The organism is Ferrigenium straubiae (assembly GCF_051257895.1).
In the GTDB taxonomy this organism is placed as follows: Bacteria; Pseudomonadota; Gammaproteobacteria; order Burkholderiales; family Gallionellaceae; genus Gallionella; species Gallionella straubiae.
In genome coordinates this window covers 2575814-2600978 of record NZ_CP194331.1, presented here as the reverse complement: position 1 = coordinate 2600978, position 25165 = coordinate 2575814, and the positions used below count along the sequence as shown (strand labels likewise).

Here is a 25165-nt window from a genome sequence, read left to right as displayed (position 1 = left end):
GCATGAGTTCGATCCGATTGCCGATAACTGACGCTTGTACGGTCAAGTAATAAATCGTCCCGCCAACCGTATATTTCAACGATTGAATTCGCCGGAGCGCTCAGGCTGGTAAATAACCTCCTGAATCTGGACTTTTTGCATCCCGCCGCCGGGCCGGGGCCACTCGATGGTATCTCCCTGTGAAAGCCCCAAAAGAGCGCTCCCGACAGGCGCCAGAATCGAAATCGTCCCGCCACTGGGTTCCACATCCTTGGGATACACCAGCGTCAGGCAAAATTCTTCGGCTGAGGATTCGACCTTGAATTTAACCGTTGAATTCATGGTCACGACGGAAGGCGGAATATCCTTCGGGTCCACCACCTCTGCGCGCGCCAGCTCCGCCTCCAAATCGGCTTTGCCCGGAACCGCGTTGCTGTGCAGTGACTCCAGAAGCCTCTCCAGCCGTTCTGCATCGATTGTCGAAAGTATCACCTTGGGTCTTGTTTTCATTTTTTGCCTCATCAAATTTTCAAACATCGAGTTGTGGTCGAGTCGCTGGCAAGTGTGCCATCAATTCAGATCGTGGTCTATATTTGAGGCGCTATTTGAATCGCTAACCATTCAAGCAGAACACGCCTGCAATCCGCTGGTGATAGAATTCCGCCATGCTCAACGAACGCGCGCAAATCCTGCTCAAGACCTTGGTGGAACGCTACATCAGCGACGGCCAGCCAGTCGGCTCGCGCGCGCTGCAGCAGTATTCCGGCCTCGATGTCAGCTCGGCGACCATCCGCAACGTGATGGCCGACCTCGAGGACATCGGCCTCGTCAGCAGCCCGCACACCTCGGCGGGGCGCATCCCGACCGGTCTGGCCTACCGGCTGTTCATCGACACCATGCTGGTGACCAAGCCGCTGGACAGTTCGTATGTGCAGCGCATGGAAAGCAAACTGCAACCGGACAATCCGTCGCGGCTGATCGCGCAAGCTTCCAGCATCCTCTCCGAACTGACGCAGTTCGCCGGCGTGGTCGCCACACCGCGGCGCGACGCCGTCACCGTACGCCAGATCGAATTCCTGCGCCTCGGCGAGAAACGCGTGCTGCTGATCATCGTGATGCCGGACGGCGAGGTGGAGAACCGCGTGCTGCTGATGGAGAGGGACTACACCCAGTCGCAGCTCACCGAGGCGGGCAACTTCCTCAGCCAGAACTACGCCGGCTGCAGCTTCTCGCAGATTCGCGAGAAATTGCGCGGCGAACTGCGCGAACTGCACCAGGACATGAGCGCGCTGATGGCGGCGGCACTCGCCGCGGGCGACGAGGCGGCGGCGAAGAAATCCGGGGATTACGTCATCAGCGGCAAGCACCACCTGCTGCATGTGGACGACCTGTCCACCGACATGAACCGCCTGCGCGGCCTATTCAGCCTGTTCGAGCAGAAGACCGAGTTGCTGCAACTGCTGGAAGCCGGACGCAAGGGACAGGGCATCCACATTTACGTCGGGGCCGAATCGGGCCTCGCCTCGCTGGACGAGTGCAGCGTGATCACCGCGCCCTACTCCGCCGGCGGCCGGGTGGTCGGCGCGCTCGCCGTGGTCGGCCCGAAGCGCATGGATTACCAGCGCGTCATCCCTATCGTGGACATTACCGCCAGGCTGCTGGGTAACGCGCTGTCGCAAACTTAAAATGAACTACCAGACCGAACCTGAATATACCCACGGCACACCCGCGAAAACCGGCATCCTGCTGGTCAACCTCGGTACGCCGGATGCGCCGACACCCGAAGCCGTGCGCCGCTACCTGAAGGAATTCCTCGGCGACCCGCGCGTGGTGGAGATGCCGCGCGCGCTCTGGTGGCTGATCCTCAATGGCATCATCCTCAACACGCGCCCGAAGCAATCCGCCGCGAAATACGCGAGCATCTGGCTGAAGGAAGGCTCGCCGCTGCGTGTCTATACCGAGAAACAGACCGTGCTGCTGCAAGGCTATCTGAGCCAGCGCACCAAGGTGCCGTTCGTCGTGGACTATGCGATGCGCTACGGCAACCCCTCGATACCTGCCGTGCTGCGCAAGCTCAGGGAGCAGAACTGCCAGCGCATCCTGGTCGTGCCGATGTACCCGCAATACGCCGCGAGCACCACCGCCACGGTGTGCGACATCGTGTTCGATGAACTACAGCGCATGCGCAACATGCCGGCCATCCGCACTATCCGGAGTTTCCCCGATCACCCCGGCTACATCAAGGCGCTGGCGAACAGCATCAACGACTACTGGATGAAGCATGGGCGGCCGGAAAAGCTGCTGATGAGCTTCCACGGCCTGCCGAAACAAATGCTGGACAAGGGTGACCCCTACCACTGCGAAAGCCGGAAGACCGCGCGCCTGCTCGCGCGGGAGCTCGGCCTGAAAGAAGGGCAATACGCCGTCAGCTTCCAGTCGCGCCTCGGCAAGGGGGAATGGCTCAAGCCCTACACCGCCGCGACGCTGAAAGAACTGGGTCAGCAGAAGCTCAAGCGCCTCGACGTGGTCTGCCCCGGCTTCGTCGCCGACTGCCTGGAGACGCTGGAGGAAATCGCCATGGAAGGCAAGGAAACCTTCCAGCACGCGGGCGGCGGCGAATACCACTACATCCCCTGCCTCAACGACCGCAACGACTGGCTGCACGCGCTGACCGACCTGGTGATGGATAACCTGCAGGGCTGGCTGATCGAGCCGGATGCGGCGGAGCTGGAACAGGGCCGGCTCAATGCGCTGGCGCTGGGGGCGAAGAAATAGCCCTGCTGGGATCACTCGAATACTTACCGGAATAATCACCATGCCCTACGTAAACATCAAGATCACCGAAGAAGGCGTCACCTCCGAGCAGAAGGCGCGGCTCATCGAGGGCGTCACCAGCCTGCTCAGGGAAGTGCTTGGCAAGAATCCGGCAACCACCATGGTCGTCATCGACGAAGTTCCCACGGACAATTGGGGTGTCGCCGGTGAGCAGGTCAGCCAGCGCAGGAAACGCGGCCTCTAATGGCCGTGACCGATCCCATAGGCGTTTTTGATTCCGGCGTCGGCGGGCTGTCGGTGCTGCGCGAAATCCGCTGCGAGCTTCCGCATGAAGACCTGCTGTATGTCGCGGATTCCGGGCATGCACCGTACGGCGACAAACCCGCTCCGCTGATCGAGGCGCGCTCGATTGCCATCGTCGAGTTCCTGGTGAGCCGGCGCGCCAAGGCCATCGTGGTCGCGTGCAACACGGCGACCGGCGCGGCTGTCGCGGCGCTGCGCGCGAGATTCTCGCTGCCGATCGTGGCCATGGAGCCCGCCGTCAAGCCGGCGGCGGCGAGCACCCGCTCCGGCGTGATCGGCGTGCTGGCCACCGGCAGGACGCTGGCCAGCGAAAATTTCGAGCGGCTGCATGCGCGCTTCGGCGCCGACGTTGATATCCTGGTGCAGGCCTGCCCCGGCCTGGTCGAGCAGGTGGAAGCCGGCGACTTTTCCGGCGCAAGGACCCGCGCGCTGCTCGAACAATATGTCCTGCCGTTGCTGGAGCGGCAGGCCGACACCCTCGTGCTCGGCTGCACGCACTACCCCTTCCTCGCCCCGCTGATCCGCAAGATCGCCGGTCCGTCGGTCGCCATCGTCGATCCCTCCGCCGCGATCGCGCGCGAGCTGCGCCGCCGCCTTACAGATGCAGGCCTGCTGTCGCATGAGGCGCGCGCCGGCACGGAACGCTTCTGGAGCAGCGCCACGCCGGACAAGGCGCAGCGGGTAATCTCACAGTTGTGGAGAACCGGGATCGAGGTGCAGAGCCTGCCTGAAAAATATCCGGGGCGCATGGAAGAATAAGTGCTTGTCCGCAGCGTTCTTACCCCATGCCCGCGATCGTCGTGATGCTTCCCGGCGAGGCAATTTGCGCAGCCTGGGAAACCGCAGGGCGGGAAGTACGGCGCCTTGGTGTAAAATGCCCCCATTAACGCCGGGGCAATACGCCGTTTCTTGCCAGCAGGACACGCAATCCCCGGCGCCTTTACAAAAATATCTTCAGCTCTCATCTGACTCTGGTTAACCATGTCCAAGGAACTCATCGGCCGTTTTGAAACCCTGAGCGAGCTCGGCAGGGGCGGCCAGGGAACGGTGTATCTCGCCTACGATCCGCAGCTCGACCGGAAAGTCGCCATCAAGACGCTGCGCAAGCTCGGCCACAAGACCGAGCAGTTGATCCACGAGGCGCGCATCGTCAGCAAGCTCCAGCACCCCAACATCATCACGCTGTACGATTCCGGCGAGGATCAGGGCGCTCCTTACCTCGTCTATGCCTACGTCGAGGGCAAGACCCTCGCGCAGGTGCTGAAGCAGGAGAAGGCCCAGCCATTTGCGCGGGCGGCGGAAATCGCCTGCGGCGTGCTGGAGGGCCTCGCCTACGCGCATGGGCAGGGCATCTCCCACCTGGACATGAAGCCCGCCAACATCATGATCGCAAAGAGCGGCACGCCGATGGTGATGGACTTCGGGCTGGCGACAACGACCGGCGACCACCAGCAGACCATCGCCTCACCCCTGAGCGGCACGCCGCGCTATGTGGCGCCCGAGATCATTTCCGGGCAGCGCGGCGATTCCCTTTCGGACATCTATTCCCTCGGCACGGTGCTCTACGAAATGGTGACGGGTGAATTCGCAGTCGGCGGCGAGAACATGTTCGAGGTACTGAATCGCGCGGCGCACGAGCAGATCGCCCCGCCCTCCGTCCACAACGAGCAGATGGACGAAAAACTGGAGGCGATCATCCTCAAGGCCGTGGCGAAAAAACCGGCCGAGCGCTACCCGAGCGCCACCGCCATGAAGCAGGACTTGCAGGACTACCTCAGCGAGACGCGCAACGCGGCGACGGAATTCCTGCTCCACCGCATGCGCAGCAAGCAGGACTTCCCCGCCCTGTCCGGCATCATTTCCGAAATCAACCAGGTCGTCGCTTCGGAGACGGAAAGCACCAGCAGGCTCGCTGGCGTCATCCTGCAAGACCTCGCGCTCACCAACAAGCTGCTGAAAGTGGTCAATGCCGCCTCTTACGGGCAGTTCGGCGGCACCATCAACACCATTTCCAAGGCCGTGGTCATCCTCGGCTTCGAGACGGTGCGCAACATTGCCACGTCACTGATCCTGCTGGAGTTCATGCAGAACAAGCCGCAGGCGGCGCAGCTCAAGGATGAGATCGTCAAGGCGACCTTCTCCGGCGTGATCGCCGCGCAACTGTCGGCCCGGCACGATATCTGCGATATCGAGGAAGCGATGGTCTGCTCCATGTTCCACAACCTGGGCAGGATGCTCGGCATCTATTATTTCTTCGAGGAGAGCCAGGAAATCTCCCGCCTGATGAAGCAGGGAGAAAGCGAGGACGAGGCGTCCGCGAGGATACTGGGCATCTCCTATCCCGAGCTGGGGCTGGGGGTGGTGCGCAGCTGGAATTTCCCGCCCCGGCTGATTGCCGGCATGCGCAAGCTGTCCGGCGAGAAAGTCAGGCCCGCGCAGGGCGAACTGGACAGGCTGGCCATGACGGTCAATCTCGCCCACGAGCTCTGCGAAATCTCCACCTCGTCCAGCGCCCAGGACAAACAGCAATCGCTGGCCGACCTGGCCGCACGCTACGGCGACGCGATCGAGATATCCGAAGGGGAATTGTCCGCTGCCATCCACACCGGGCTCAATGAGTTATCCAACCGTTCGGCGACGCTGGGCATCAGCACCGCCAACAGCCCGATACTGAGCCGGATACGTCAGTGGAACGGACGCACCCTGTCGGCCGGCAAGGCAAAAAACAAGGCCAAGCCGGACGGCATGTCAGGCCTCGACCTGATGGCAACGCCGAAGGATGGCGAAGATGCCGCCGGCCTGCTCGACCCCAGCGCGATACTCAGCGCCGGCATCCAGGACGTGTCGAACACCATGATGGGCGACTACCAGCTCAACGACATCCTGCAGATGGTGCTGGAAACCATGCACCGCGGCATGGGGTTCAACCGCACCCTGATCATGATTCGCAACAACAAGCTGGGCGCGATGCTCGCGCGCTTCGGTTTCGGCGCCGGGATCAACGAACTGATCCCAAAATTCCGCTTCCCGCTGCAGTTCGTGCCCGACGTGTTCCACCTGTCGGTTGAAAAGGGCCTCGACATCTCGATCGAGGACATCTACGCGCTCAACATCTCGGACAAGATTCCCGGCTGGTACCGGGACGCGGCCTATGCGCCCTGCTTCGTCCTGCTGCCGCTGATGCTGAACGGCAAGGCGATCGGCCTGTTCTACGGGGACATGCTCAATCCCAACAGCCTGCACATGTCGCAGCAGCAACTCTCGCTGCTGCGCACCCTGCGCAACCAGGCGGTGCTGGCCATCAAGCAGAAGACCTGAGAGCTGTCTTCAAAATTGCTGCGGAGGGCGTCTGCGGCGTTGCGCGGTACTCGCAATCCTCATGTACCTTTTGTACATTCCGGTTGCTGCGTTGACCAACGACTTGGCTGGCGTTTTTTGACAGCTTAGTCGGATGGCCATGCAAAGCCCGTGCGCCTTGCATCCATCCCTCCTCACGAATTTTTAAGACAACTTCTGAGCGTTGGTAGCCTATGGCTACAGCTTGATGAAGTGCTCGCGGTAGTGCCGCAGCTCCGCGATTGATTCGTAGATATCGGCCAGGGCCTCGTGCTTGTTGTGCTTCTTCAGGGCCTGCGCCACTTCCGGCTTCCAGCGTTTGGCGAGCTCCTTGATGGTGCTCACATCGAGGTTGCGGTAATGGAAGTATTCCTCGAACTTCGGCATCCAGCGCGCCAGGAAGCGCCGGTCCTGGCAGATCGAGTTGCCGCACATCGGCGAGGTGCGGGACGGCACATATTCCCTGAGGAACTCGACCATCCGCGCCTCGACCGTGGCCTCGTCCAGCGTGGAGGCTTTCACCTTCTCGATCAGGCCGGATTTGCCGTGGGTGGATTTATTCCATGCGTCCATGCCATCCAGCACGCTGTCCGTCTGATGCACCACCAGCACCGGCGCCTCGGCGATGGTTTCCAGGTTGCTGTCGGTGATCACCAGCGCGACCTCGATCACGCGATCGGTATCCGGGCTCAAGCCGGTCATTTCCAGGTCTATCCAGACTAGGTGGTTCTGATTCTGTGCCATAATTCGCGCGTCTTAAAATGTGAACAGGAAGGCGCGTATTGTGTCACAAGCGCGCCCATCACGAAAACCGGATTGATTTTTCAGAACGGCAATCGGGAACCACGAAGAGCACGAAGAAACACCGCATGAAATCTTCGTGTCCTTCGTGGTGAAAAATGCTTTTTCTCAAATTAATACCTCCATGACCGCGACGCAATTCACCTTCATTTTTGTTGTCACCCTGGCCTGCACCTCCCTCGCCAGGTTGTGGCTGGCGCGGCGCCATCTGGCGCATATCGCTGCGCATCGCGCCGCGGTGCCGGAGGCGTTCCGCGAAAAGATCACGCTCGCCAGCCACCAGAAGGCGGCGGACTACACCTCCGCCAAGACCCGTTTCGGCATGCTCAGTATCCTGTTCGATGCCGCGCTGCTACTGGCCTTCACGCTCGGCGGCGGCATCCAGTCCGTCGCCGGTCTGTGCAACGGCTGGTTCGATGCGCCGCTCGCGCAGGGCGTGGCGACCATCGTTGCGGTGCTGCTGCTTTCGTCGCTGCTGGAAGCCCCGTTCAACATCTACCGTACCTTCGTCATCGAGGCGCGCTTCGGCTTCAACAAGATGACTCTGGCGCTGTATCTCAAGGATGCGCTGAAAGGCCTGCTGCTCGGCGCAATCCTCGGCCTGCCGCTGCTGTCCGGCGTACTGTGGCTGATGTCCGCGATGGGCGCATTCTGGTGGCTGTACGTATGGCTGGTATGGATGGCGTTCAACCTGTTCATCCTGTTCATCTATCCGGCGTTTATCGCACCGCTTTTCAACAAGTTCACGCCGCTGCAGGACGAGGCGCTGAAGGCACGCATCGAGGCCTTGCTCGCCAAATGCGGCTTCACCTCCAGCGGATTGTTCGTGATGGACGGCTCGAAACGCAGCGCGCACGGCAACGCCTACTTCACCGGCTTCGGCAAGACCAAGCGCATCGTGTTCTTCGACACGCTGCTGGAGCGCCTGGGCGGCAACGAAGTCGAGGCGGTGCTGGCGCACGAACTCGGCCACTTCAAGCGCCGCCATGTGCTGAAGCGCATCGTGGCGACCTTCGCCATGAGCCTGGGATTCCTGTGGCTGCTCGGCCAGTTGATGCAGACCGCGTGGTTCTATGAGGGACTGGGCGTGCATACCCCCTCCACCGCGCTCGCGCTGCTGCTGTTCTTCATGATCCTGCCGCTGTTAAGTTTCCTGCTGCAACCATTGCTGTCAGCCTTTTCGCGCAAGCACGAGTTCGAGGCCGACGCCTATGCTGCGCAGCAGGCCGCCGCAACGGATTTGGTCAGTGCGCTGGTCAAGCTGTACCAGGACAATGCCGCCACGCTCACCCCCGATCCGCTGTATTCCGCATTCTACGATTCGCACCCGCCCGCGGCGCTACGCGTCGCGCATCTGCAGTCCCTCCGTCTTCAATCAAATTGAGGAGAACATCATGGAACAAGCATGCGACCTGGCCAGCAAGCAATGCAAACCCTGTGAAGGCGGAGTGCCGCCGCTGCCGCAAGCGGAAATCGACCGTCTGATGCGGCAACTGGAAGGCTGGCAACAATCCGGCAAGCTGATCGGCAAGACTTATCCCTTCAAGAATTACTACCAGACCATCGCCTTCGTGAACGCCATCGCCTGGATGGCGCACCGCGAAGGCCATCACCCCGATCTCACCGTGACCTACAATGCCTGCCGGGTGGAATACTCCACCCACGCCATCGGCGGCCTGTCGGAAAACGACTTCATCTGCGCCGCGAAAGTGGATGCGCTGTTCAAGCTTTGAATACTGCACTAACAGGCAGAGTTGTTGCTGCCTTCGGCCGCCAGTACCTGGTGCACCTCGATGACGGCAGCGAGATGCTCTGCCTGACGCGCGGCAAAAAAAGCGAGGTGGTGTGCGGCGACATCGTGGAAATCAAGCTCACCGGCGAGGCCTCGGCGGAGAGCGGCGCACAGGGCGTGATCGAGCGCATTGCGCCGCGCCGCTCGCTGCTGCACCGCTCCGACGCATTCCGCGAGAAACTCATCGCGGCGAACGTCACGCAGATCATCGTCGTGGTCGCCGCCGAGCCCTCGTTCAGCGACGAACTGCTGGCGCGCTGCCTCGTCGCCGCGCACGACCAGAAGCTCGATACGCTGATCGTGCTGAACAAGTGCGACCTCGCCGGGGCCGCAGCCGCCGCGCGCGAACGGCTCGCACCCTACGGCGCCATCGGTTACCGCGTGCTGGAGCTCAGCGCAAAGCTGGATGTATCGGCCCTGCGCCCGTTCCTGCAAGGGCACACCAGCGTGCTGGTCGGACAAAGCGGCATGGGCAAATCCACCCTGATCAACGCGCTGCTGCCCGAGGCGCAGGCCGCCACGCGCGAGATTTCCAGCGCCCTGGATTCCGGCAAGCACACCACCACCCACGCGCGCCTGTACCGGCTGGATGAGAGCAGTTCGCTGATCGACTGCCCCGGCGTGCAGGCGTTCGGCCTGCACCACCTGAGCTTCGGCGGGATAGAACAGGGCTTCGTCGAGTTCGCGCAATACCTCGGCCAGTGTCGCTTCCACGACTGCCGCCACACGCATGAGCCGAGTTGTGCGCTGCGGGAAGCCGCCGCGGCGGGCAAGATCGACGCAAGAAGGCTGGAGCTGTTCCAGCAGATCAGCCGGGCCAATTGACCCTTACCCAGCGCGGGTTATTCCAGTAGAATTTCGCGAACACAGATACGAAAGATTGGGCATGGCGATGCAGAAGATACACGGGTACCCCGTCCTGATTATCGGAGCCGGACGCGGGGGGAGCGCCCTGCTTGAAATGTTCCTCGAAGACAGCTTGGTCAAGGTCGTGGCCATGGTGGACACCAATCCCGGTGCGGCCGGCCTCCAGCTCGCAAGGAAACACGGCATCCCGACCTATAACAACGCCGCCGAAGCGCTGCAGGCCTGCAGGAATTACCCCGACTGCATCGTATACAACCTGTCGCACGACGATTCGATCGCCGAGGAGGCGACCAGGGTTTTCGGCGACAAGCGGGTGGCGGGCGGCGCCGAGGTCAAGCTGTTCTGGCAGATGGTGACGAACCTGAAGCAGGTCAAGGGAGAGCTCGAGAAAAGCCAGGATCAGCTGCAATCCATCATCCAGAACGTGATGGACGGCATCATCACGATCAGCGAATCCGGGCAAATCAAAGGGTTCAACCCGGCAGCCGAGCAAATCTTCGGCTACTTGCAGCAGGAAGTCTTGGGCAAAAATGTAAAGATGCTGATGCCGGAGCCGGACCGGAGCCAGCATGACACCTATATCAGCCACTACCTGCAAACCGGCCGGAGCAGGATAATCGGGGTGCGCGGCCGCGAGGTGACCGCGCTGCGCAAGAGCGGCGAACAGTTCCCGCTGGAAATATCCATATCGGAAATGATGCTGGGAGAGTTGCGCTACTTCATCGGCATCGTCCGCGACATCACGGAGCGCAAACTGGTCGAGCAGCAACTGGCGCATTTCGCCCACCACGATTACCTGACAGGCCTGCCGAACCGCATCCTGTTCCTGAATAGCCTCGAAAATCTGATTCACCTGGCCAAACGCAATAAATACAAAGTGGCGACCCTGTTCCTCGACCTGGACGGTTTCAAGCAGGTCAACGACACGCTGGGGCACGGTGCGGGCGACCAGTTGCTGCAGGAAGTCGCCGAAAGGCTGAAGGAAGTCATCCGGGCCTCGGATGTGGTGGCTCGGGTGGGCGGGGACGAATTCACCTTCGCGCTGAACAACATCGGATCGGAACAGAATGCCGCGCTGATGGCGAACAAGATCATCGCCGCCCTGTCCGCACCTTTCGACCTGGACGGCCGGCAATGCCATATCGGGGGCAGCATCGGCATCTCCACCTACCCCGATGACTCCGAAGGCATCGAAAAACTCATCATGCAGGCCGATGCAGCCATGTACCTCGCGAAGCAAAGCGGGAAGAACACCTACCGGTTTTGCCGCGACGTGCCGCCGAAGCCTGCGGGCGAGTGATCGGCCTGCGCGCGCCCTATACCGCCCACAACGGCGGTTCGTCCATCAGCGCGATCTGCTCGCGCAATTCCAGGATGCGGTCCTGCCAGTAGCGCTGGGTGTTGAACCATGGGAAAGCCGCGGGGAACGCCGGGTCGTCCCAGCGCCGCGCAATCCACGCGGAATAATGAATCAGGCGCAAGGTACGCAGCGCCTCGACCAGATGTAGCTCGCGCGGGTCGAACTCGCAGAAATCCTCATAGCCCGCCAGCAGGTCGCCGAGCTGCTGCGCCTGCTCGGCACGCTCGCCGGAGAGCAGCATCCACAAGTCCTGAACCGCCGGCCCCATGCGGCTGTCGTCGAAATCGACGAAGTGCGGGCCGAGATCGGTCCACAGCACATTGCCGACATGGCAGTCGCCGTGCAGGCGCAGGAAGCGCAGCTCGCCGGCGCGCTCGAAACAGCGCTTCACGCCGTCCAGCGCCTGCGCGACCACGCCGCGATACACCTCGCGCAACTCCGGAGGAATGAAATCGTGCGCCAGCAGGTATTCGCTCGGCTCGATGCCGAAGCTCTCGATATTCAATACCGGGCGATGCCGGTAAGGCTCCAGCGCGCCGACCGCATGAATGCGCCCGATGAAGCGCCCCATCCATTCCAGCGTGTCGCAGTCGTCCATCTCCGGCGCGCGGCCGCCGTGCCGGGCGAACACCGAAAAACGAAATCCATTGCAGGTGTGCAGCGTGCGCCCGTCGATGATTAAAGCAGGCACCACCGGAATTTCGCGCCCGGCCAGTTCGGCGACAAACGCATGCTCCTCCAGGATCGCCGCATCCGGCCAGCGTGCGGGGCGGTAGAACTTGGCGACCAGCGGCGGGCCGTCTTCCATGCCCGCCTGATAAACGCGGTTCTCGTAGCTGTTGAGCGCCAGCAAACGTCCGTCGGGGCGCAGGCCGATGCTGTCCAGCGCATCGAGCACGGCATCGGGGGTGAGTGCGGTGTAGGGTTGGGTATGCATGGGTGGATTGTACGGCAAGCAAGGAGTAGCGGCTTGCCCGTGCATGGCCGATGCACGAACTGTTTTCCGGACCGGCAACGACCGGGCGAAAATATATAGGCATTTTGGCATATATGCTTCCCCTCAATCGGGGTGGTATGCTTCGGACGGGTCGCCAATCCAGTCGCAAGCCCATCGCTCATGCGCCACGACGTTGCCAGTCAATGGAGTTTCAATGATGGAACACGCCATGGAATACGCCGTAAAACACCTCGTTGCCGGGACGAGGCCGGACTATGCGCCGCGCTGCATCGGGATGTCCAAAGGATGCGGCAAGTTCCGGACAACAATCTCCCCATCCCCCTGCGCAGACGGGAATGCCCCGACATGAGCCCGCCCGATACCCCCCCCACCCAGGAAAAACTGCGCGTCCTCAATCTCGAAGACAACGCGAGCGACAGCGAACTGATCCGTGCGGAGCTCGAGGCCGAATGGAAGGAAGTCGAACTGCTGCGCGTCGAAACGCGCGAGGCTTTCGTCCGCGCGCTGGAGGAGTTCGAGCCGGACATCGCCCTGTGCGACTTCAGCCTGCCCAATTTCGACGGCGGCTCCGCGCTGGCCCTCGTGCGGCAGACCCATCCCGATATCCCGGTCATCATGGTCACCGGCGTGTTATCCGACAGCGCCGCCGTCCGGCTGATCAAGATGGGCGCGAGGGATTACGTGACGAAGGACCGCCTGCAGCGTCTGGCTTCCGCCGTGCAGGGCGCCCTGTCGCTGGAGCAAGGCATTCGCGCGCGCAAGGTGGCGGAGAAAGTGCTGCGCCAAAGCGAATCCGACTTCCGCACACTCGTCGAGCATTCCCCGATCGCCATGCTTGTGGATGTCGGCGTGGACACGGACGAGAAGATCATCATGATGAACCGCAAGTTCACCGATCTGTTCGGCTACACGATGGAGGACATGCCGGACATACAGCACTGGTGGAGGCTGGCCTATCCGGACGAGGAATACCGGGAACAACTTCGTGCCATATGGATAGCGCAGGCAGGAAAGGCCATCCGGGAACATAGCGACATCGAGCCCAGGGAAGTCAGGGTTACCTGCAAGGACGGCTCCATCCGCCACGTCAGGATATCCCTCTCTTCCGCGGGCAACAGAAACATCATCACCTTTGAGGATTTTACCGCGCGCAAGCGCGCAGAAGAAGATCTGGCAAGGTTCTTCGACCTGATTCCCGACCTGGTGTGTATCGCAACGACTGACGGGTATTTCCTGAAGATCAACCCCGCATGGCAGGAGCTGCTCGGTTACACCATGCAGGAAATCCTTGCCATGCCTTTCCTCGACCTGATCCACCCCGACGACAGGGCAGCGACGGTACAGGAAGTCGAGCGCCAACTGGCCGGCGGCAAGACCGTGCAATTCTCCAACCGTTACCGCTGCCGGGATGGCGGCTACAGATGGCTGGAATGGAGGGCGTCCCCGGCCATCGGCGAGAAGCTGCTGTTCGCGTCCGCACGCGACATCACCGAGCGCAAGCAGGCCGAGGCCGATATCCGGCGGCTGGAGCAGCTCTATGCGGCGCTGAGCCGTTGCAACCAGGCCATCGTGCGCAGTAAAAACGAGACCGATCTGTTCGCGCAAGTCTGCCGTATTGCCGTGCAATACGGCAGTTTCAAAATGGCCTGGATCGGCCTGATCGATCCCAACACGCGCATGCTCATCCCGGCGAGCAGCAGCGGCGAAGGCGCGGAGGAATACCTGCGCGACATCAAAATCTCGGCGGATGCCTGCAGCGAATACGGGCAAGGCCCGACCGCGAAGGCACTGTGCGAAAACCGGCCATTCTGGTGTCAGGATTTCCTGAATTCCACGCTCACGGCTCCCTGGCGCGAGCGCGGCGCTGCCCTGGGCTGGCGCAGCTCAGCCGCGCTACCGCTGCATCGGGACGGTGTAGTAATCGGGGCATTTTCGCTTTATGCGGGTGAAGCGAATGCCTTCGGCAAAAACGAACGGGACCTGCTGATCGAGATGGCCGAGGACCTCGGCTATGCGCTGGAAAATCTCAGCCGCGAGGCCGTGCGCAAACAGGCCGAGGAATCGCTGCGCAAGCTTTCGCTGGCCGTAGAACAGAGCCCCAATTCGATCGCGATCACCGACCTCGACGCCAAGCTCGAATACATCAACGAGGGCTTCGTCAGGGCAAGCGGCTACAGCCGCGCCGAACTGATCGGGCAGAACCCCCGCATCCTGCAATCCGGCAAGACCCCCAGGGAAACCTACGACGACATGTGGACGCACCTCACGCGCGGCGAAGCCTGGAAAGGCGAATTCATCAACCGGCGCAGGGACGGCAGAGAATACATCGAGTCCACCTTCGTCTCCCCGGTACGCGATGCCGGCGGACATGTCACCCACTACATCGGCATCAAGGAAGACATCACCGAACGCAAGCGGCTGGAAAAGCAATTGATGGCGCAATACGAACAGGCCGCAACCACCAATGCCCGGCTGGTTGAAGCCAACGAACAACTGGAGCACGCCAACGCGGAATTGAAATCCACGCAGCAGCAACTCCTGCAATCGGAAAAAATGGCCTCGATCGGCCTGCTCGCGGCCGGCGTGGCGCACGAGATCAACAACCCGGTCGGCTACATCAATTCCAACCTCGGCACGCTGGAGAAATACCTGGCCGACATTCTTGCGGTAGTGAACGAATACGAAAAAGCCGCGCTGACGTGCGCGCATCCGGGGCTGCAGGAGGTGCAGGCGCTCAAGGAAAAACTCGATTTCGGCTTCCTGCGCGACGATATCCAGTCCCTGCTTGCCGAGTCGCGCGAAGGGCTGGAACGCATCAAGGAGATCGTGCTGGGCCTGAAGGATTTTTCCCGCTCCAGCGCCGACGAAACATGGCGCTGGGCGGATCTGGCCAAATGTCTGGAGAACACCCTCGCCATCGTGCGGAACGAGCTGAAATACAAATGCGAGGTCGTCAGGGAATTCGGCGTATTGCCGCAAGTCTACTGCCTGCCCTCGCAGCTCGAACAGGTATTCATGAACCTGCTGGTGAACGCCGTACAGGCCATCGAAACGCACGGCACCATCACCCTCCGCACCGGGCAGGAGGGAGACCGGGTCTGGGTCGAGATCAGCGACACCGGCGCAGGCATCCCGCCCGACATCTTGCCGCGCATCTTCGACCCCTTCTTCACCACCAAACCGGTGGGCACCGGCACCGGCCTCGGCTTGCCGGTTTCTTACGGCATCATGGAGCGCCATCATGGCAAGATCGAGGTGCATAGCGAAGTTGGTAAAGGCTCCACCTTCCGCGTCACCCTGCCAGTGCAGCCGGACAACCACAAGGAGGAGACATGACCGCACCCCCCGAACCAGCACCGGACGCAAAACCCACGTTATTGCTCATCGACGACGAGGCCAACATCCTGGCAGCGCTGAAACGCCTGTTCCGGCCGCTCGGCTACAACGTCCTGACGGCGGAAAGCGGCGCGGAAGCGTTTGCGCTGCTGGAAAAGGAAAATATCGACCTGGTCATTTGCGACATGCGCATGCCGCAAATGGACGGCGCCGAGATGCTGGAGCAGATACGCATCAAATGGCCGGATGTGTTGCGCATTTTGCTGACGGGTTATGCGGACATGGCCTCGACCATCGCCGCGATCAATCGCGGTGAAATCTACCGCTACGTCTCCAAGCCGTGGGACGACAACGACATGATACTGATCGTGCGCGATGCGCTGGAACACAAGCGCCTGCTCGCGGAGAAACAGCGGCTGGATGCGCTGACCCAGCGCCAGTTCAACGAGCTGAAGACGCTGAACGCCACCCTGGAAGACAAGGTGCGCCAGCGTACCGAGGAGCTGCGCGATGCGCTGGCGCAACTCAAGAAAGATTATTTCACCACCATCCAGGTCTTCGCCAACCTGATGGAATTGCGCAAGGGCGCGATGGCCGGGCATTCGCGGCGCATCGCGCAACTATGCTGCGACATTGCACGCAGGATGAACCTCCCTGAAACGGAGGTCACGAACCTGGAGGTTGCCGGCTTGCTGCACAACATCGGCAAGATCGGCCTGCCTGACCGCCTGCTCGACAGGCCTTTCACCGAGCTGTCCCACGAAGAACGCGTCCAGTTCGACAAACACCCGCTGCGCGCGGCAGCGATATTGATGGCGCTTGCTCCATTAGCCGATGCCGCCCAGCTGATTCGCCATCATCGCGAGCATTACAACGGAAACTCATCCGGCCTGGGTGCATCCGCCATTCCCCTGGGCGCGCGCATCCTGCTGGTCGCCAGCGATTATGAATCACTGCAGGAAGGCCTGATCGAAAGCGATCATCTGGGCCCTGGCGAGGCGCTCGACATGGTCATCAAAGGCCGCGGCACACGCTACGACCCACAGGTTGTCGACATGTTGCGCGAGCTGGTTGCCCATGAGGGGCCGCACGCCCATGTCGGGTCCGAGTTCCAGTTGGCCAGCAGCCAACTGCGCGAAGGCATGCTGATTACCCGCGACATCGAGACCAGCAACGGGATGCTGCTGCTGCTCAAGGACTCGACGCTGAACGCGGAATACATCCGCAAGATACAGGAATTCGAGCAGGCGGCCGGCAAACCGCTGACGATCTATACGCATTCGGTATAGCAGCGAACAGTGGAGGAAGCAACCATGTATCGAATACTTCTGGTCGATGACGAACAGAACGTCATCAACGCACTGCGACGCGAATTGCAGGGCGGCTATGCCATAGAAGCGTTCATTAACCCCCGCGAGGCATTGCAGCACTGCCGGGGTGCCCGCTTCGACGTGGCGATCGTCGATTACCGGATGCCCGAAATGAACGGCGTCGAGTTCCTCAGGCAATTTGGCGCACTGCAACCTGATGCAGTGCGCCTGATGCTCAGTGGCCAGGCCGATTTTGATGCGCTGGTCGGCACGGTCAACGAAGCGCATATCTACCGCTTCATTGACAAACCGTGGGACAGTCCCAGCCTGGCGGCCACATTGGCCGAAGCGCTGGCGCACCGTGAGCAGATTCTGGAAAACCGCCGACTCGCGGAACAGTATCGGCAACAACATCACTGGCAACGCCCGCCGAATCCGGACCGGCTGTATCAGGTGCTGGTCGTGGACGACGAGGCGAACATGCTGAACGCCATCACCCACGACCTGAACGCACGCGGCGGCTGGTCCGACCTGCATACTGCAATGCTGTATCAGGCCGACCCGACCCTGCCGCTGGAGCGCCGCGACCTGCGCTTCAACATCTTCACCACCACTTCGCCCATTCAGGCACTGGAACGCGCCAAACAGATCGACTATGACGTGGTGATCGCGGACTACCTGATGCCGGAAATGGATGGCTTGCGCTTCCTCGAAGCATTCCGCAAGATACAGCCGGATGCGGTGCGCATCCTGCTGTCCGGACATGCCGACAAGGACACGCTGGCGAATGCAATCAACCGCTCCGAGATTTACGGCTACATCGGCAAACCCTGGCGCGAATATCTGTTGAAAAACACCGTCTCCCAGGCGATCTTCTATCACGACCTGCGACGCGAAAACCGCCTCCTGGCTGCGCGAGCTGGCACCACCTGACCGGCAACACCGCAGGAAGCGGGTAACGGCTCGCAGCGGTTGCGCGGCCAGAACGGCTTGAAAGTCTTCCCCAACGCCACTACCATGCGCGGCTTGTTTGAGAAAGTTTGACATGGTTATTGGCATCGACGCTTTTCTGCCCGCCTTGATCGGCGGCGCTCTTATCGGCATTGCCGCCACGCTGCTGCTGTGGCTGAACGGCAGGCTGGCCGGGGTCAGCGGCATCCTGTGGCGTCTGTTCTTCGCGAATCCGGGCGACATGCTGTGGCGCGTGCTGTTCCTCGCCGGCGTGGTGGGCGGCGCGGCGGTGTATTACGCGATGTATGACAACGCACCGGCGGCACGCGCAACCTTTCCCGTATGGCTGCTGGTCGTGTCGGGGTTCCTGGTCGGCTACGGCACTTCGCTGGGCAACGGCTGCACCAGCGGCCACGGCGTGTGCGGCCTCGGCCGGCTGTCGCTGCGCTCGCTGGTTGCGACCCTGGTCTTCCTGCTGACCGCGATCGTCACCACCTTCGTGGTGCGCCGCCTGCTGGGGGTGATGTGATGAGCCGCAATCTGGCGAGTGTGCTGGCAGGCCTGCTGTTCGGCTTCGGCCTCGCGCTGTCCGGCATGACGCACCCGCAGAAGGTGCTGGGCTTCCTCGATGTCGCCGGGCCGTGGGACGCGAGCCTGCTGTTCGTGCTGAGCGGCGCGGTGGGCGTCACGCTCATCAGCTTCCGTTTCATCCTGCGCATGGGCAAGCCTGTGCTGGCGGAGCGTTTCGTGATTACCAGGGAAACGCATATCGACCGCACGATGATCCTCGGGGCGATCCTGTTCGGCATCGGCTGGGGCATCAGCGGCTATTGCCCCGGCCCGGCTATCGCCCTGCTCGCCTCGCCAAACTGGGAACTGCTGGCCTTCCTGCCTGCTGCGATCCTGGGCGCGGTCGCGGAAAAATATTTCGAACTGCGCGCGCAGAAGAAGCTGGCCGTGCAGGCGCAGGCTGGGCAGCAACCTAAACCGGCAACGCAGAACGACAAGTCAACCGGCGAAAGCCCTTCGGAAGGCTCGTGCGGTTAGCCCGCATATTTCATTGCTCTTCGTTGAATTCGACGAAAAACCTTGTGGATATTGGGATAAGCCTGTGGCGTGAAATCCAATTGGGATTGCAGCCAAAATGAAAACCGGATGGAACGCAGGAGCGCAACTTGTTGCGCGATAAGGCTTGCGGGCAAATCGTCCGGCGAACCGGGCTCCTACATGAAATGCCTCATGAAATATGCGAGCTAGGCAAGAAGCCCGGAGCAACAATCAGTCCACCCACGTTTCTCCCGGTGCTATGATGGCTGCAACCCAAGCCCGCCCAGCATCGGAATTCGTATCAAATGCCCCATTCTCTGCGCCCTGCTTCAAAACGGAATACGCCTGCCGGCGTGTTGCAATCAGTCGTCACCATCACCGGCCAGCGCGACCGTGACCTGCTGGCCCGGACGTTGTTAAACACGCTGACCGAGCTGATACCCAGCAGCCGCATCACGATGTACCGCATCCTGCCCACCGACCGGGGCGATGAGGCCATCCTGGTGGCGGAAGCCTGCAGCCATCCCGACGACGCATCGGCCGATCCGGAAATCAGCATTGCCGTTTCAGGTAGGGCCGATTTCAGCTCCGTTTGCTCTTCCGGAAAAGAACTCATACAACCGCTGGACGGGAAGACATTCCTGTCCGTCTATCCCATCGCCGGACAGCATGGCATGGCCGGTTTGCTCGAGATAATCTCGGATGCCCACAGCGACACGGAGAAGCACCTCATTTCGGCTTTCCTGAAGGTGTACAGCAACTATCTGGCGATACTCGACGAGAGTGAAACCGACACGCTCACCGGCCTGCTGAACCGCCGCACTTTCGACAACAACATCGGCAAGATCATTGCGGATCATTCGGCATCCGGCGAGGCGCTGACCGCCCTCAGTCCTCCGCATCTGGTACGGCGTGCGGAAAACACCGAGGCGCCGCACTGGCTGGCCGTGATGGACATCGACCACTTCAAGCGTATCAACGACAAATTCGGGCATCTGTACGGCGACGAGGTGCTGCTGTTGCTCTCGCGCAACATGCGGCGAACCTTCCGGCAGACCGACAAGCTGTTCCGCTTCGGCGGCGAGGAATTTGTCATCGTGCTGGACCGGGCCAGCCAGAAAAGCGCGAAAGGCGTGCTGGAACGTTTCCGTGCTGCGATCGAGCATTATCATTTCCCGCAGGTCGGCAAGGTGACTGTCAGCATCGGCTTCGCCCGCCTGGTCAACGTCGACGTTCCTTCGTCCATAGTGGGCCGGGCGGACCAGGCGCTGTATTACGCAAAAGACCACGGCAGGAACCAGGTCTGTTCCTATGAGGACCTGGTTGCCGACGGGAAGCTGGCCGGCGAGCATTACTCCGACGACATCCAGTTGTTTTAACCCCGCCGCATGGCGGCAGGACTCGAATACCGCACGACGCCATGGCTCCTTTCAGGGTAGCTCCTAAGGCATTTATCTGATTGTTAACGAAGGGTTTTGGTGATAGCGTGTCTGACAAGATTCAGTCGCACCGCAAGCCGCTGATGTCTGGTATGTGTTAATCGTGTTAATTCTGAAACTACAGGAGGTCTTGTCATGGCAACAGTACTCGTCTTGTATTACAGCATGTATGGGCATATCGAGAAGATGGCGGATGCCATCGCCGAGGGAGTATATATGGTGGACGGCGTGGAGGCGGTGGTCAAACGCGTGCCGGAAATCATTCCCGAAGACCGGGCCCGCGCCATGGGCGTGAAGCTGGACCAGAAGGCGCCGGTCGCAACCGTCGAAGAACTGGCCAATTTCGATGCGATCATCTTTGGCACGCCGACGCGCTTCGGCAACATGGCCGCCCAGATGCGCAATTTCCTCGACCAGACTGGCAAGCTGTGGATGAACGGCTCGTTGATCGGCAAGGTCGGCAGCGTATTCACCAGCTCCGGCACGCAGCACGGCGGGCAGGAAACGACGATCACCTCCTTCCACTCGACTCTGCTGCATCACGGCATGGTGATCGTCGGCGTGCCGTATTCCTGCAAGGGACTCACCGTGATGACCGAGATCACCGGCGGCTCGCCCTACGGCGCTTCGACTCTGGCTGGCGGCGACGGCAAGCGCACGCCGAGCGAGAACGAGCTGGAGATCGCCCGCTTCCAGGGCCGGCATGTCGCCGAGATTGCCAAACGCTTGACGGTGAAGTAGCCGAACCTTCCCGCTGGCCGGCATGGACGGCAAGGACTACATCGCCTACTTCACCATGGAGATCGGCCTCATTGAGGCCATGCCGACCTATGCGGGCGGCCTCGGCATCCTGGCCGGAGACACCGTGCGCTCCGCCGCGGATCTGGGCATTCCGATGGTCGTCGTGACCCTGCTGCACCGCAAGGGCTATTTCCGCCAGCGGCTCGATGCCGCAGGCTGGCAAAGCGAAGCGGACGCCGTCTGGCCGGTAGCCGAACTGTTGGAGGAAATGGAGCCGCGCTGCTCGATCGAGATCGAAGGGCGGCAGGTTCTGCTGCGCGCCTGGAGGTACGAAGTCAAAGGCGTGGGTGGTTCCAGCGTACCGGTTTATTTCCTCGATACCGACCTCGAACAGAATGCCGCACAGGATCGCCCCCTCACCGACCATCTTTACGGCGGCGACCTGCGCTACCGGCTTTGCCAGGAGGCGGTGCTGGGCATCGGTGGGGTCAGGATGCTGCGCGCCCTGGGTTACGGAGGGAATGGGGGCTCCAACGAAATCAGGCGCTTCCATATGAACGAAGGGCATGCCGCGCTGCTGACCCTGGAGCTCGCGTATGAACTTTCCCGGCAAGCCTGGGACATGGCCTACGAGCAGACCCGGCACACCATCACGCCGGAGATGGTGCATCTGGTCAAACCCAGGTGCATTTTCACGACCCACACGCCGGTGCCTGCCGGGCAGGACAGGTTTCCACTGGACCTCGTGCACAGCGTGATCACCGGTTATGAGGGGGCGTTTGCGGAACGCGAGCAGGAATTTTGCCCCAACGCCGTGATGAATATGACTTCCCTCGCGCTCGACAACAGCCACTACATCAACGGCGTGGCAAAGAGCCACGGGCATGTGGCACAGCAGATGTTCTCCAAGTACGACATCCATTCCATCACCAACGGCGTGCATGCGGCCACCTGGGCCTGTCCCTCCATCGCCAGGCTGTTCGACGAGCATATTCCGGGCTGGCGCGAGGACAACGCCAGCCTGCGTTACGCGCTCAACCTCTCCAAACGGCATATCTGGGCAGCGCACCGCCAGGCAAAGGAAGCGCTTCTCGCAGAGGTGAACCGGCGCACCGGCATGAACTTCGAGCCCGATGTCTTCACCATCGGCTTCGCGCGGCGCGCGGCGGTCTACAAGCGCGCCGACCTGCTGTTCTGGGACACCGCGAGGCTCATCGGAATAGCGGAGACGGTCGGCCCGTTCCAGCTCGTCTATGCGGGCAAGGCGCACCCGCAGGACACGCCGGGAAAGGAAGTCATCCGCCGCATCCACGAGATCAGTGAGGTGCTCAAGGGGAAAATCAAACTGGTTTACCTGGAAGATTACGGTATCGATCTGGCAAAACTGATCACCTCCGGCGTAGACCTCTGGCTCAACACGCCGCAGCCGCCGCTCGAAGCCTCGGGCACCAGCGGCATGAAGGCCGCCGTCAACGGCATTCCTTCGTTCAGCATCCTGGACGGCTGGTGGGGTGAAGGATGCATCGAAGGCATAACCGGCTGGGCGATAGGCGGAGACAAGGATGCCAGCATGGCGAGCCACGACAACCGCGCCGAAGACGCTCACGCGCTGTACAACAAGCTGGAGATGATCATCCTGCCGATGTTCTGCAACGAGCCGGATCGCTATGCCGAGTTGATGCGCCACTCGATCGCGCTCAACGCATCGTTCTTCAACACCGAGCGGATGCTGTCCCAGTACATCACCAAGGCCTATTTCAAGTAAAGATCACCGTTAACTTGAGGCAGCCATTGCCATGACGCTCACCGCACTGATCGCCAGCTACGGCTACTATGCCCTGTTCGCGGGCACTTTCCTGGAAGGCGAGACGGTGCTGATCGCCGCCGGTTTCGCCGCCCATCGCGGCATGCTCGACTTATCCTGGGTCATCGCCATCGCCTTTGTCGCCAGCACGCTGGGAGACCAGTCGGCGTTCCTCCTCGGGCGGTGGCAGGGCGAACGGCTGTTACAGCGTTTTCCCGCCCTGCGCCGCAAGGCGCCTGTCGTGCAGTCGCTGCTGGATCGTTATCATGTTCCGCTCATCCTCGGAGTACGATTCTTTTATGGATTGCGTATTGCGGGGCCCTTCGTGATCGGCATGAGCAGCATCCCGTTTCTGGTATTCGCCTTGCTCAACATGGCCGGCGCCCTGGTCTGGGCCGTTGCCGTGGCGTCAGCCGGGTACTATTTCGGCGTGGCGCTGGAAAGCTGGATTGGCAACCTCAAACAATTCGAGGAAACGGTGCTGGTCATCATCCTGGCGGCGGGAGCCGGCATATGGCTGTGGAGGCGGCGTAAGTCCTGATGAGATGCCGGTTCAAACGTCGAACTGCAGGCTCGCGAGCCGCGCGTAAAGCCCGTCCTGTTTGCGCAGGTCTTCCGGCGCGCCGGTCTCGATGATGCGCCCCTCCTCCAGTACGACGATGCGGTCGGCCTTCTGCACGGTGGCCAGCCGGTGCGCGATGATGAGGGTGGTGCGCCCCTGCATCGCGGCGTTCAAGCCCTGCTGCACGAGGATTTCGGATTCCGCGTCGAGCGCGCTGGTGGCCTCGTCGAGCAGTAGCAGCGGCGCATCCTTCAGGATCGCGCGCGCGATGGCGATGCGCTGGCGCTGTCCGCCGGAGAGGCGGATGCCGCGCTCGCCGAGGAAGGTCTGGTAGCCTTCCGGCAGACGGTCGATGAATTCGTCCACCAGCGCCGCCTTCGCGGCGGCGACGACTTCCGCGTCGCTCGCATCGGGGCGGCCGTAGCGAATGTTCTCCAGCGCATCGGCCGAGAAGATCACCGGGTCCTGCGGCACGATGGCGATCCTGTCACGCAGCTCGCGCAGCGCAAGCTGGCGGATGTCCAGCCCGTTGAAGCGGATGCAGCCGTCCGTCACGTCGTAGAAGCGCAGCAAGAGCTGGAACAGCGTGGTCTTGCCCGCGCCGGAAGGGCCGACCAGCGCGACAGTTTCGCCGGGAGCGACATCCAGCGTGACGTCGTACAGCGCCGCGAGCTGCGGGCGCGCCGGGTAGCGGAAGGTGACCTGCTCGAAGCGCAGCGCCGCCTGTGAAGGCTTCGGCAGCGGCTGCGGTGCGGCGGCCTCGACGATGGCGGCTTCCGCATGCAGCAGCTCCAGCAGGCGCTCGGTCGCCCCCGCCGCGCGCATCACGTCGCCCCAGGTCTCCGCCATGGTGCCCACCCCGCCCGCCACCAGCGCCGCGTAGAGGATGAACGAGGCCAGCTGCCCGCCGGTCATGCTGCCCTGCTGCACCTGGTTCGCACCGACCCACAGCACGAAGATAATGGTGCCCATCACCGCGGTGATGACCACGACGGTCATCGCAGCGCGCACGCGCGTGCGCCGGATCGCGCTGACGAAGCTCGCCTCCGCGCGGCCCGCGAAGCGCCCGGTTTCCTGCGGCTCCTGGGTATAGGCCTGCACCGTCGGAATCGCGTTGAGGATCTCGCTGGCCAGCGCCGAGGCGTCGGCGATCCTGTCCTGCGATTCGCGCGACAGCTTCTTCACCCTGCGGCCGATGGCGAAGATCGGCAGCATCAGCAGGGCCATCAGCCCGATGTTCAGGGAGAACAGGTAGAAGCTGGTCACGGCCAGCATGACCATGCCGCCGATGAACTGGAACAGGCTGCGCAGGCCCATCGAAATCGCGCTGCCGACCACGGTCTGGATCAGCGTGGTATCGCCCGTCAGCCGCGAGAGCACTTCGCCGGTCTGCAGCGTCTCGAAGAACTGCGGCGACTGCATCAGCATGCGCGCGTACACCGCGCTGCGCAGGTCCGCCGTAACCCGCTCGCCGACCCAGGTCACGGTGTAATAGCGCGCTGCCACGGTCAGCGCCCAGAGGGCCGCCAGCCCGAACAGCAGGACAAAGTGACTGCTCAGGCCGGATGTGCCGAACAGCCCGCTGCCGGTTGTTTCCCGTTGCCCGAAACCGAAATCGATCAGATCGCGGAATGCCAACGGCACCAGCAGCATGGTGGCCGAGCCGAGGCACAGCAAGGCAAGCGCAAGCGCGATCCGCGCACGGTAGGGACGCAGGAAAGGCCACAAGTCGCGCAGCGGGGACAGGCGCCGGATGGCGGGCTGGGGTGGTTTCGGGAGGGGCATGGCTGGCACGGAAGGCCGC

Annotated in this window: 22 protein-coding genes; 18 read left to right on the top strand and 4 right to left on the bottom strand. The window is 61.9% G+C overall.

Annotated elements, in window-relative coordinates; genetic code table 11:
- Positions 1–75: 75 nt before the first annotated feature.
- Positions 76–489 (bottom strand): nucleoside diphosphate kinase regulator, encoded by a 414-nt coding sequence (gene rnk / locus ACRRNM_RS12640; RefSeq protein WP_435628553.1) that lies wholly within the window; start codon positions 487–489, stop codon positions 76–78.
- Between the two features lie 155 nt (positions 490–644).
- Here rnk and hrcA point away from each other — a divergent pair, with 155 nt between their 5' ends.
- The 5 genes from hrcA to ACRRNM_RS12615 all read left to right on the top strand — a co-directional run bounded on the left by hrcA (position 645) and on the right by ACRRNM_RS12615 (position 6375).
- Entirely contained in the window at positions 645–1664 is a 1020-nt protein-coding gene (hrcA, locus tag ACRRNM_RS12635) for a heat-inducible transcriptional repressor HrcA (RefSeq protein ID WP_435628552.1), read from the top strand.
- A gap of 1 nt (position 1665) precedes the next feature.
- Positions 1666–2754: a ferrochelatase gene (gene hemH / locus ACRRNM_RS12630; protein ID WP_435628551.1), complete on the top strand. Its 1089-nt coding sequence runs from the start codon at positions 1666–1668 to the stop codon at positions 2752–2754.
- A gap of 40 nt (positions 2755–2794) precedes the next feature.
- Positions 2795–2998: a 2-hydroxymuconate tautomerase family protein gene (locus tag ACRRNM_RS12625; RefSeq protein ID WP_435628550.1), complete on the top strand. Its 204-nt coding sequence runs from the start codon at positions 2795–2797 to the stop codon at positions 2996–2998.
- Positions 2998–3816, top strand: coding sequence for a glutamate racemase (gene murI, locus ACRRNM_RS12620; RefSeq protein ID WP_435628549.1), 819 nt, complete (start codon positions 2998–3000; stop codon positions 3814–3816). The genes ACRRNM_RS12625 and murI overlap by 1 nt, the downstream gene beginning before the upstream one ends.
- A gap of 222 nt (positions 3817–4038) precedes the next feature.
- Positions 4039–6375, top strand: a complete 2337-nt coding sequence (locus ACRRNM_RS12615; protein WP_435628548.1) for a protein kinase domain-containing protein — start codon at positions 4039–4041, stop codon at positions 6373–6375.
- A gap of 216 nt (positions 6376–6591) precedes the next feature.
- Here the strand turns inward: ACRRNM_RS12615 and orn are convergent, their stop codons facing one another.
- Positions 6592–7137, bottom strand: a complete 546-nt coding sequence (orn, locus tag ACRRNM_RS12610; RefSeq protein WP_435628547.1) for an oligoribonuclease — start codon at positions 7135–7137, stop codon at positions 6592–6594.
- A 181-nt stretch (positions 7138–7318) separates the two neighbouring features.
- On the opposite strand from orn, the gene ACRRNM_RS12605 reads away from it, so the two are divergent.
- The 4 genes from ACRRNM_RS12605 to ACRRNM_RS12590 all read left to right on the top strand — a co-directional run bounded on the left by ACRRNM_RS12605 (position 7319) and on the right by ACRRNM_RS12590 (position 11153).
- Entirely contained in the window at positions 7319–8578 is a 1260-nt protein-coding gene (locus ACRRNM_RS12605; protein WP_435628546.1) for a M48 family metallopeptidase, read from the top strand.
- A gap of 10 nt (positions 8579–8588) precedes the next feature.
- Complete coding sequence (locus ACRRNM_RS12600; protein ID WP_435628545.1) at positions 8589–8927, top strand: 4a-hydroxytetrahydrobiopterin dehydratase; 339 nt, start codon at positions 8589–8591, stop codon at positions 8925–8927.
- On the top strand, positions 8924–9811 hold the full coding sequence (gene rsgA / locus ACRRNM_RS12595; protein ID WP_435628544.1) for a ribosome small subunit-dependent GTPase A: 888 nt from the start codon (positions 8924–8926) through the stop codon (positions 9809–9811). The genes ACRRNM_RS12600 and rsgA overlap by 4 nt, the downstream gene beginning before the upstream one ends.
- 67 nt (positions 9812–9878) lie before the next feature.
- On the top strand, positions 9879–11153 hold the full coding sequence (locus tag ACRRNM_RS12590) for a diguanylate cyclase domain-containing protein (protein WP_435628543.1): 1275 nt from the start codon (positions 9879–9881) through the stop codon (positions 11151–11153).
- Between the two features lie 16 nt (positions 11154–11169).
- Here ACRRNM_RS12590 and ACRRNM_RS12585 read toward each other — a convergent pair whose 3' ends face one another.
- Positions 11170–12150, bottom strand: coding sequence for a serine/threonine protein kinase (locus ACRRNM_RS12585; protein WP_435628542.1), 981 nt, complete (start codon positions 12148–12150; stop codon positions 11170–11172).
- Positions 12151–12516: 366 nt separating this feature from the next.
- On the opposite strand from ACRRNM_RS12585, the gene ACRRNM_RS12580 reads away from it, so the two are divergent.
- From ACRRNM_RS12580 to ACRRNM_RS12540, 9 genes are all read left to right on the top strand, one after another.
- Positions 12517–15507 (top strand): PAS domain S-box protein, encoded by a 2991-nt coding sequence (locus tag ACRRNM_RS12580; RefSeq protein WP_435628541.1) that lies wholly within the window; start codon positions 12517–12519, stop codon positions 15505–15507.
- Entirely contained in the window at positions 15504–16796 is a 1293-nt protein-coding gene (locus ACRRNM_RS12575; protein ID WP_435628540.1) for an HD domain-containing phosphohydrolase, read from the top strand. Before ACRRNM_RS12580 ends, ACRRNM_RS12575 begins: the two co-directional genes overlap by 4 nt.
- A gap of 24 nt (positions 16797–16820) precedes the next feature.
- The gene (locus ACRRNM_RS12570) at positions 16821–17750 is read left to right on the top strand and encodes a response regulator (protein WP_435628539.1); all 930 of its coding nucleotides are present in this window, start codon (positions 16821–16823) and stop codon (positions 17748–17750) included.
- Between the two features lie 112 nt (positions 17751–17862).
- Entirely contained in the window at positions 17863–18297 is a 435-nt protein-coding gene (locus tag ACRRNM_RS12565) for a YeeE/YedE family protein (protein WP_435628538.1), read from the top strand.
- The gene (locus ACRRNM_RS12560) at positions 18297–18815 is read left to right on the top strand and encodes a DUF6691 family protein (protein WP_435628537.1); all 519 of its coding nucleotides are present in this window, start codon (positions 18297–18299) and stop codon (positions 18813–18815) included. The genes ACRRNM_RS12565 and ACRRNM_RS12560 overlap by 1 nt, the downstream gene beginning before the upstream one ends.
- Positions 18816–19168: 353 nt before the next feature.
- The gene (locus tag ACRRNM_RS12555) at positions 19169–20194 is read left to right on the top strand and encodes a GGDEF domain-containing protein (RefSeq protein ID WP_435628536.1); all 1026 of its coding nucleotides are present in this window, start codon (positions 19169–19171) and stop codon (positions 20192–20194) included.
- Between the two features lie 195 nt (positions 20195–20389).
- Positions 20390–20995, top strand: a complete 606-nt coding sequence (gene wrbA, locus ACRRNM_RS12550; protein WP_435628535.1) for an NAD(P)H:quinone oxidoreductase — start codon at positions 20390–20392, stop codon at positions 20993–20995.
- A gap of 22 nt (positions 20996–21017) precedes the next feature.
- Positions 21018–22760, top strand: a complete 1743-nt coding sequence (gene glgP / locus ACRRNM_RS12545; RefSeq protein WP_435628534.1) for an alpha-glucan family phosphorylase — start codon at positions 21018–21020, stop codon at positions 22758–22760.
- Between the two features lie 31 nt (positions 22761–22791).
- Entirely contained in the window at positions 22792–23340 is a 549-nt protein-coding gene (locus tag ACRRNM_RS12540) for a DedA family protein (RefSeq protein WP_435628533.1), read from the top strand.
- 12 nt (positions 23341–23352) lie between these two features.
- Here ACRRNM_RS12540 and ACRRNM_RS12535 read toward each other — a convergent pair whose 3' ends face one another.
- Positions 23353–25146 (bottom strand): ABC transporter transmembrane domain-containing protein, encoded by a 1794-nt coding sequence (locus ACRRNM_RS12535; protein WP_435628532.1) that lies wholly within the window; start codon positions 25144–25146, stop codon positions 23353–23355.
- Positions 25147–25165: the final 19 nt, after the last annotated feature.

What these genes read in the sequence shown, in the direction of transcription:
- rnk (WP_435628553.1), bottom strand. Translation starts at nt 489, where the DNA reads ATGAAAACAAGACCCAAGGTGATACTTTCGACAATCGATGCAGAACGG.
- hrcA (WP_435628552.1), top strand. Translation starts at nt 645, where the DNA reads ATGCTCAACGAACGCGCGCAAATCCTGCTCAAGACCTTGGTGGAACGC.
- hemH (WP_435628551.1), top strand. Translation starts at nt 1,666, where the DNA reads ATGAACTACCAGACCGAACCTGAATATACCCACGGCACACCCGCGAAA.
- ACRRNM_RS12625 (WP_435628550.1), top strand. Translation starts at nt 2,795, where the DNA reads ATGCCCTACGTAAACATCAAGATCACCGAAGAAGGCGTCACCTCCGAG.
- murI (WP_435628549.1), top strand. Translation starts at nt 2,998, where the DNA reads ATGGCCGTGACCGATCCCATAGGCGTTTTTGATTCCGGCGTCGGCGGG.
- ACRRNM_RS12615 (WP_435628548.1), top strand. Translation starts at nt 4,039, where the DNA reads ATGTCCAAGGAACTCATCGGCCGTTTTGAAACCCTGAGCGAGCTCGGC.
- orn (WP_435628547.1), bottom strand. Translation starts at nt 7,137, where the DNA reads ATGGCACAGAATCAGAACCACCTAGTCTGGATAGACCTGGAAATGACC.
- ACRRNM_RS12605 (WP_435628546.1), top strand. Translation starts at nt 7,319, where the DNA reads ATGACCGCGACGCAATTCACCTTCATTTTTGTTGTCACCCTGGCCTGC.
- ACRRNM_RS12600 (WP_435628545.1), top strand. Translation starts at nt 8,589, where the DNA reads ATGGAACAAGCATGCGACCTGGCCAGCAAGCAATGCAAACCCTGTGAA.
- ACRRNM_RS12590 (WP_435628543.1), top strand. Translation starts at nt 9,879, where the DNA reads ATGCAGAAGATACACGGGTACCCCGTCCTGATTATCGGAGCCGGACGC.
- ACRRNM_RS12585 (WP_435628542.1), bottom strand. Translation starts at nt 12,150, where the DNA reads ATGCATACCCAACCCTACACCGCACTCACCCCCGATGCCGTGCTCGAT.
- ACRRNM_RS12580 (WP_435628541.1), top strand. Translation starts at nt 12,517, where the DNA reads ATGAGCCCGCCCGATACCCCCCCCACCCAGGAAAAACTGCGCGTCCTC.
- ACRRNM_RS12575 (WP_435628540.1), top strand. Translation starts at nt 15,504, where the DNA reads ATGACCGCACCCCCCGAACCAGCACCGGACGCAAAACCCACGTTATTG.
- ACRRNM_RS12570 (WP_435628539.1), top strand. Translation starts at nt 16,821, where the DNA reads ATGTATCGAATACTTCTGGTCGATGACGAACAGAACGTCATCAACGCA.
- ACRRNM_RS12565 (WP_435628538.1), top strand. Translation starts at nt 17,863, where the DNA reads ATGGTTATTGGCATCGACGCTTTTCTGCCCGCCTTGATCGGCGGCGCT.
- ACRRNM_RS12560 (WP_435628537.1), top strand. Translation starts at nt 18,297, where the DNA reads ATGAGCCGCAATCTGGCGAGTGTGCTGGCAGGCCTGCTGTTCGGCTTC.
- wrbA (WP_435628535.1), top strand. Translation starts at nt 20,390, where the DNA reads ATGGCAACAGTACTCGTCTTGTATTACAGCATGTATGGGCATATCGAG.
- glgP (WP_435628534.1), top strand. Translation starts at nt 21,018, where the DNA reads ATGGACGGCAAGGACTACATCGCCTACTTCACCATGGAGATCGGCCTC.
- ACRRNM_RS12540 (WP_435628533.1), top strand. Translation starts at nt 22,792, where the DNA reads ATGACGCTCACCGCACTGATCGCCAGCTACGGCTACTATGCCCTGTTC.
- ACRRNM_RS12535 (WP_435628532.1), bottom strand. Translation starts at nt 25,146, where the DNA reads ATGCCCCTCCCGAAACCACCCCAGCCCGCCATCCGGCGCCTGTCCCCG.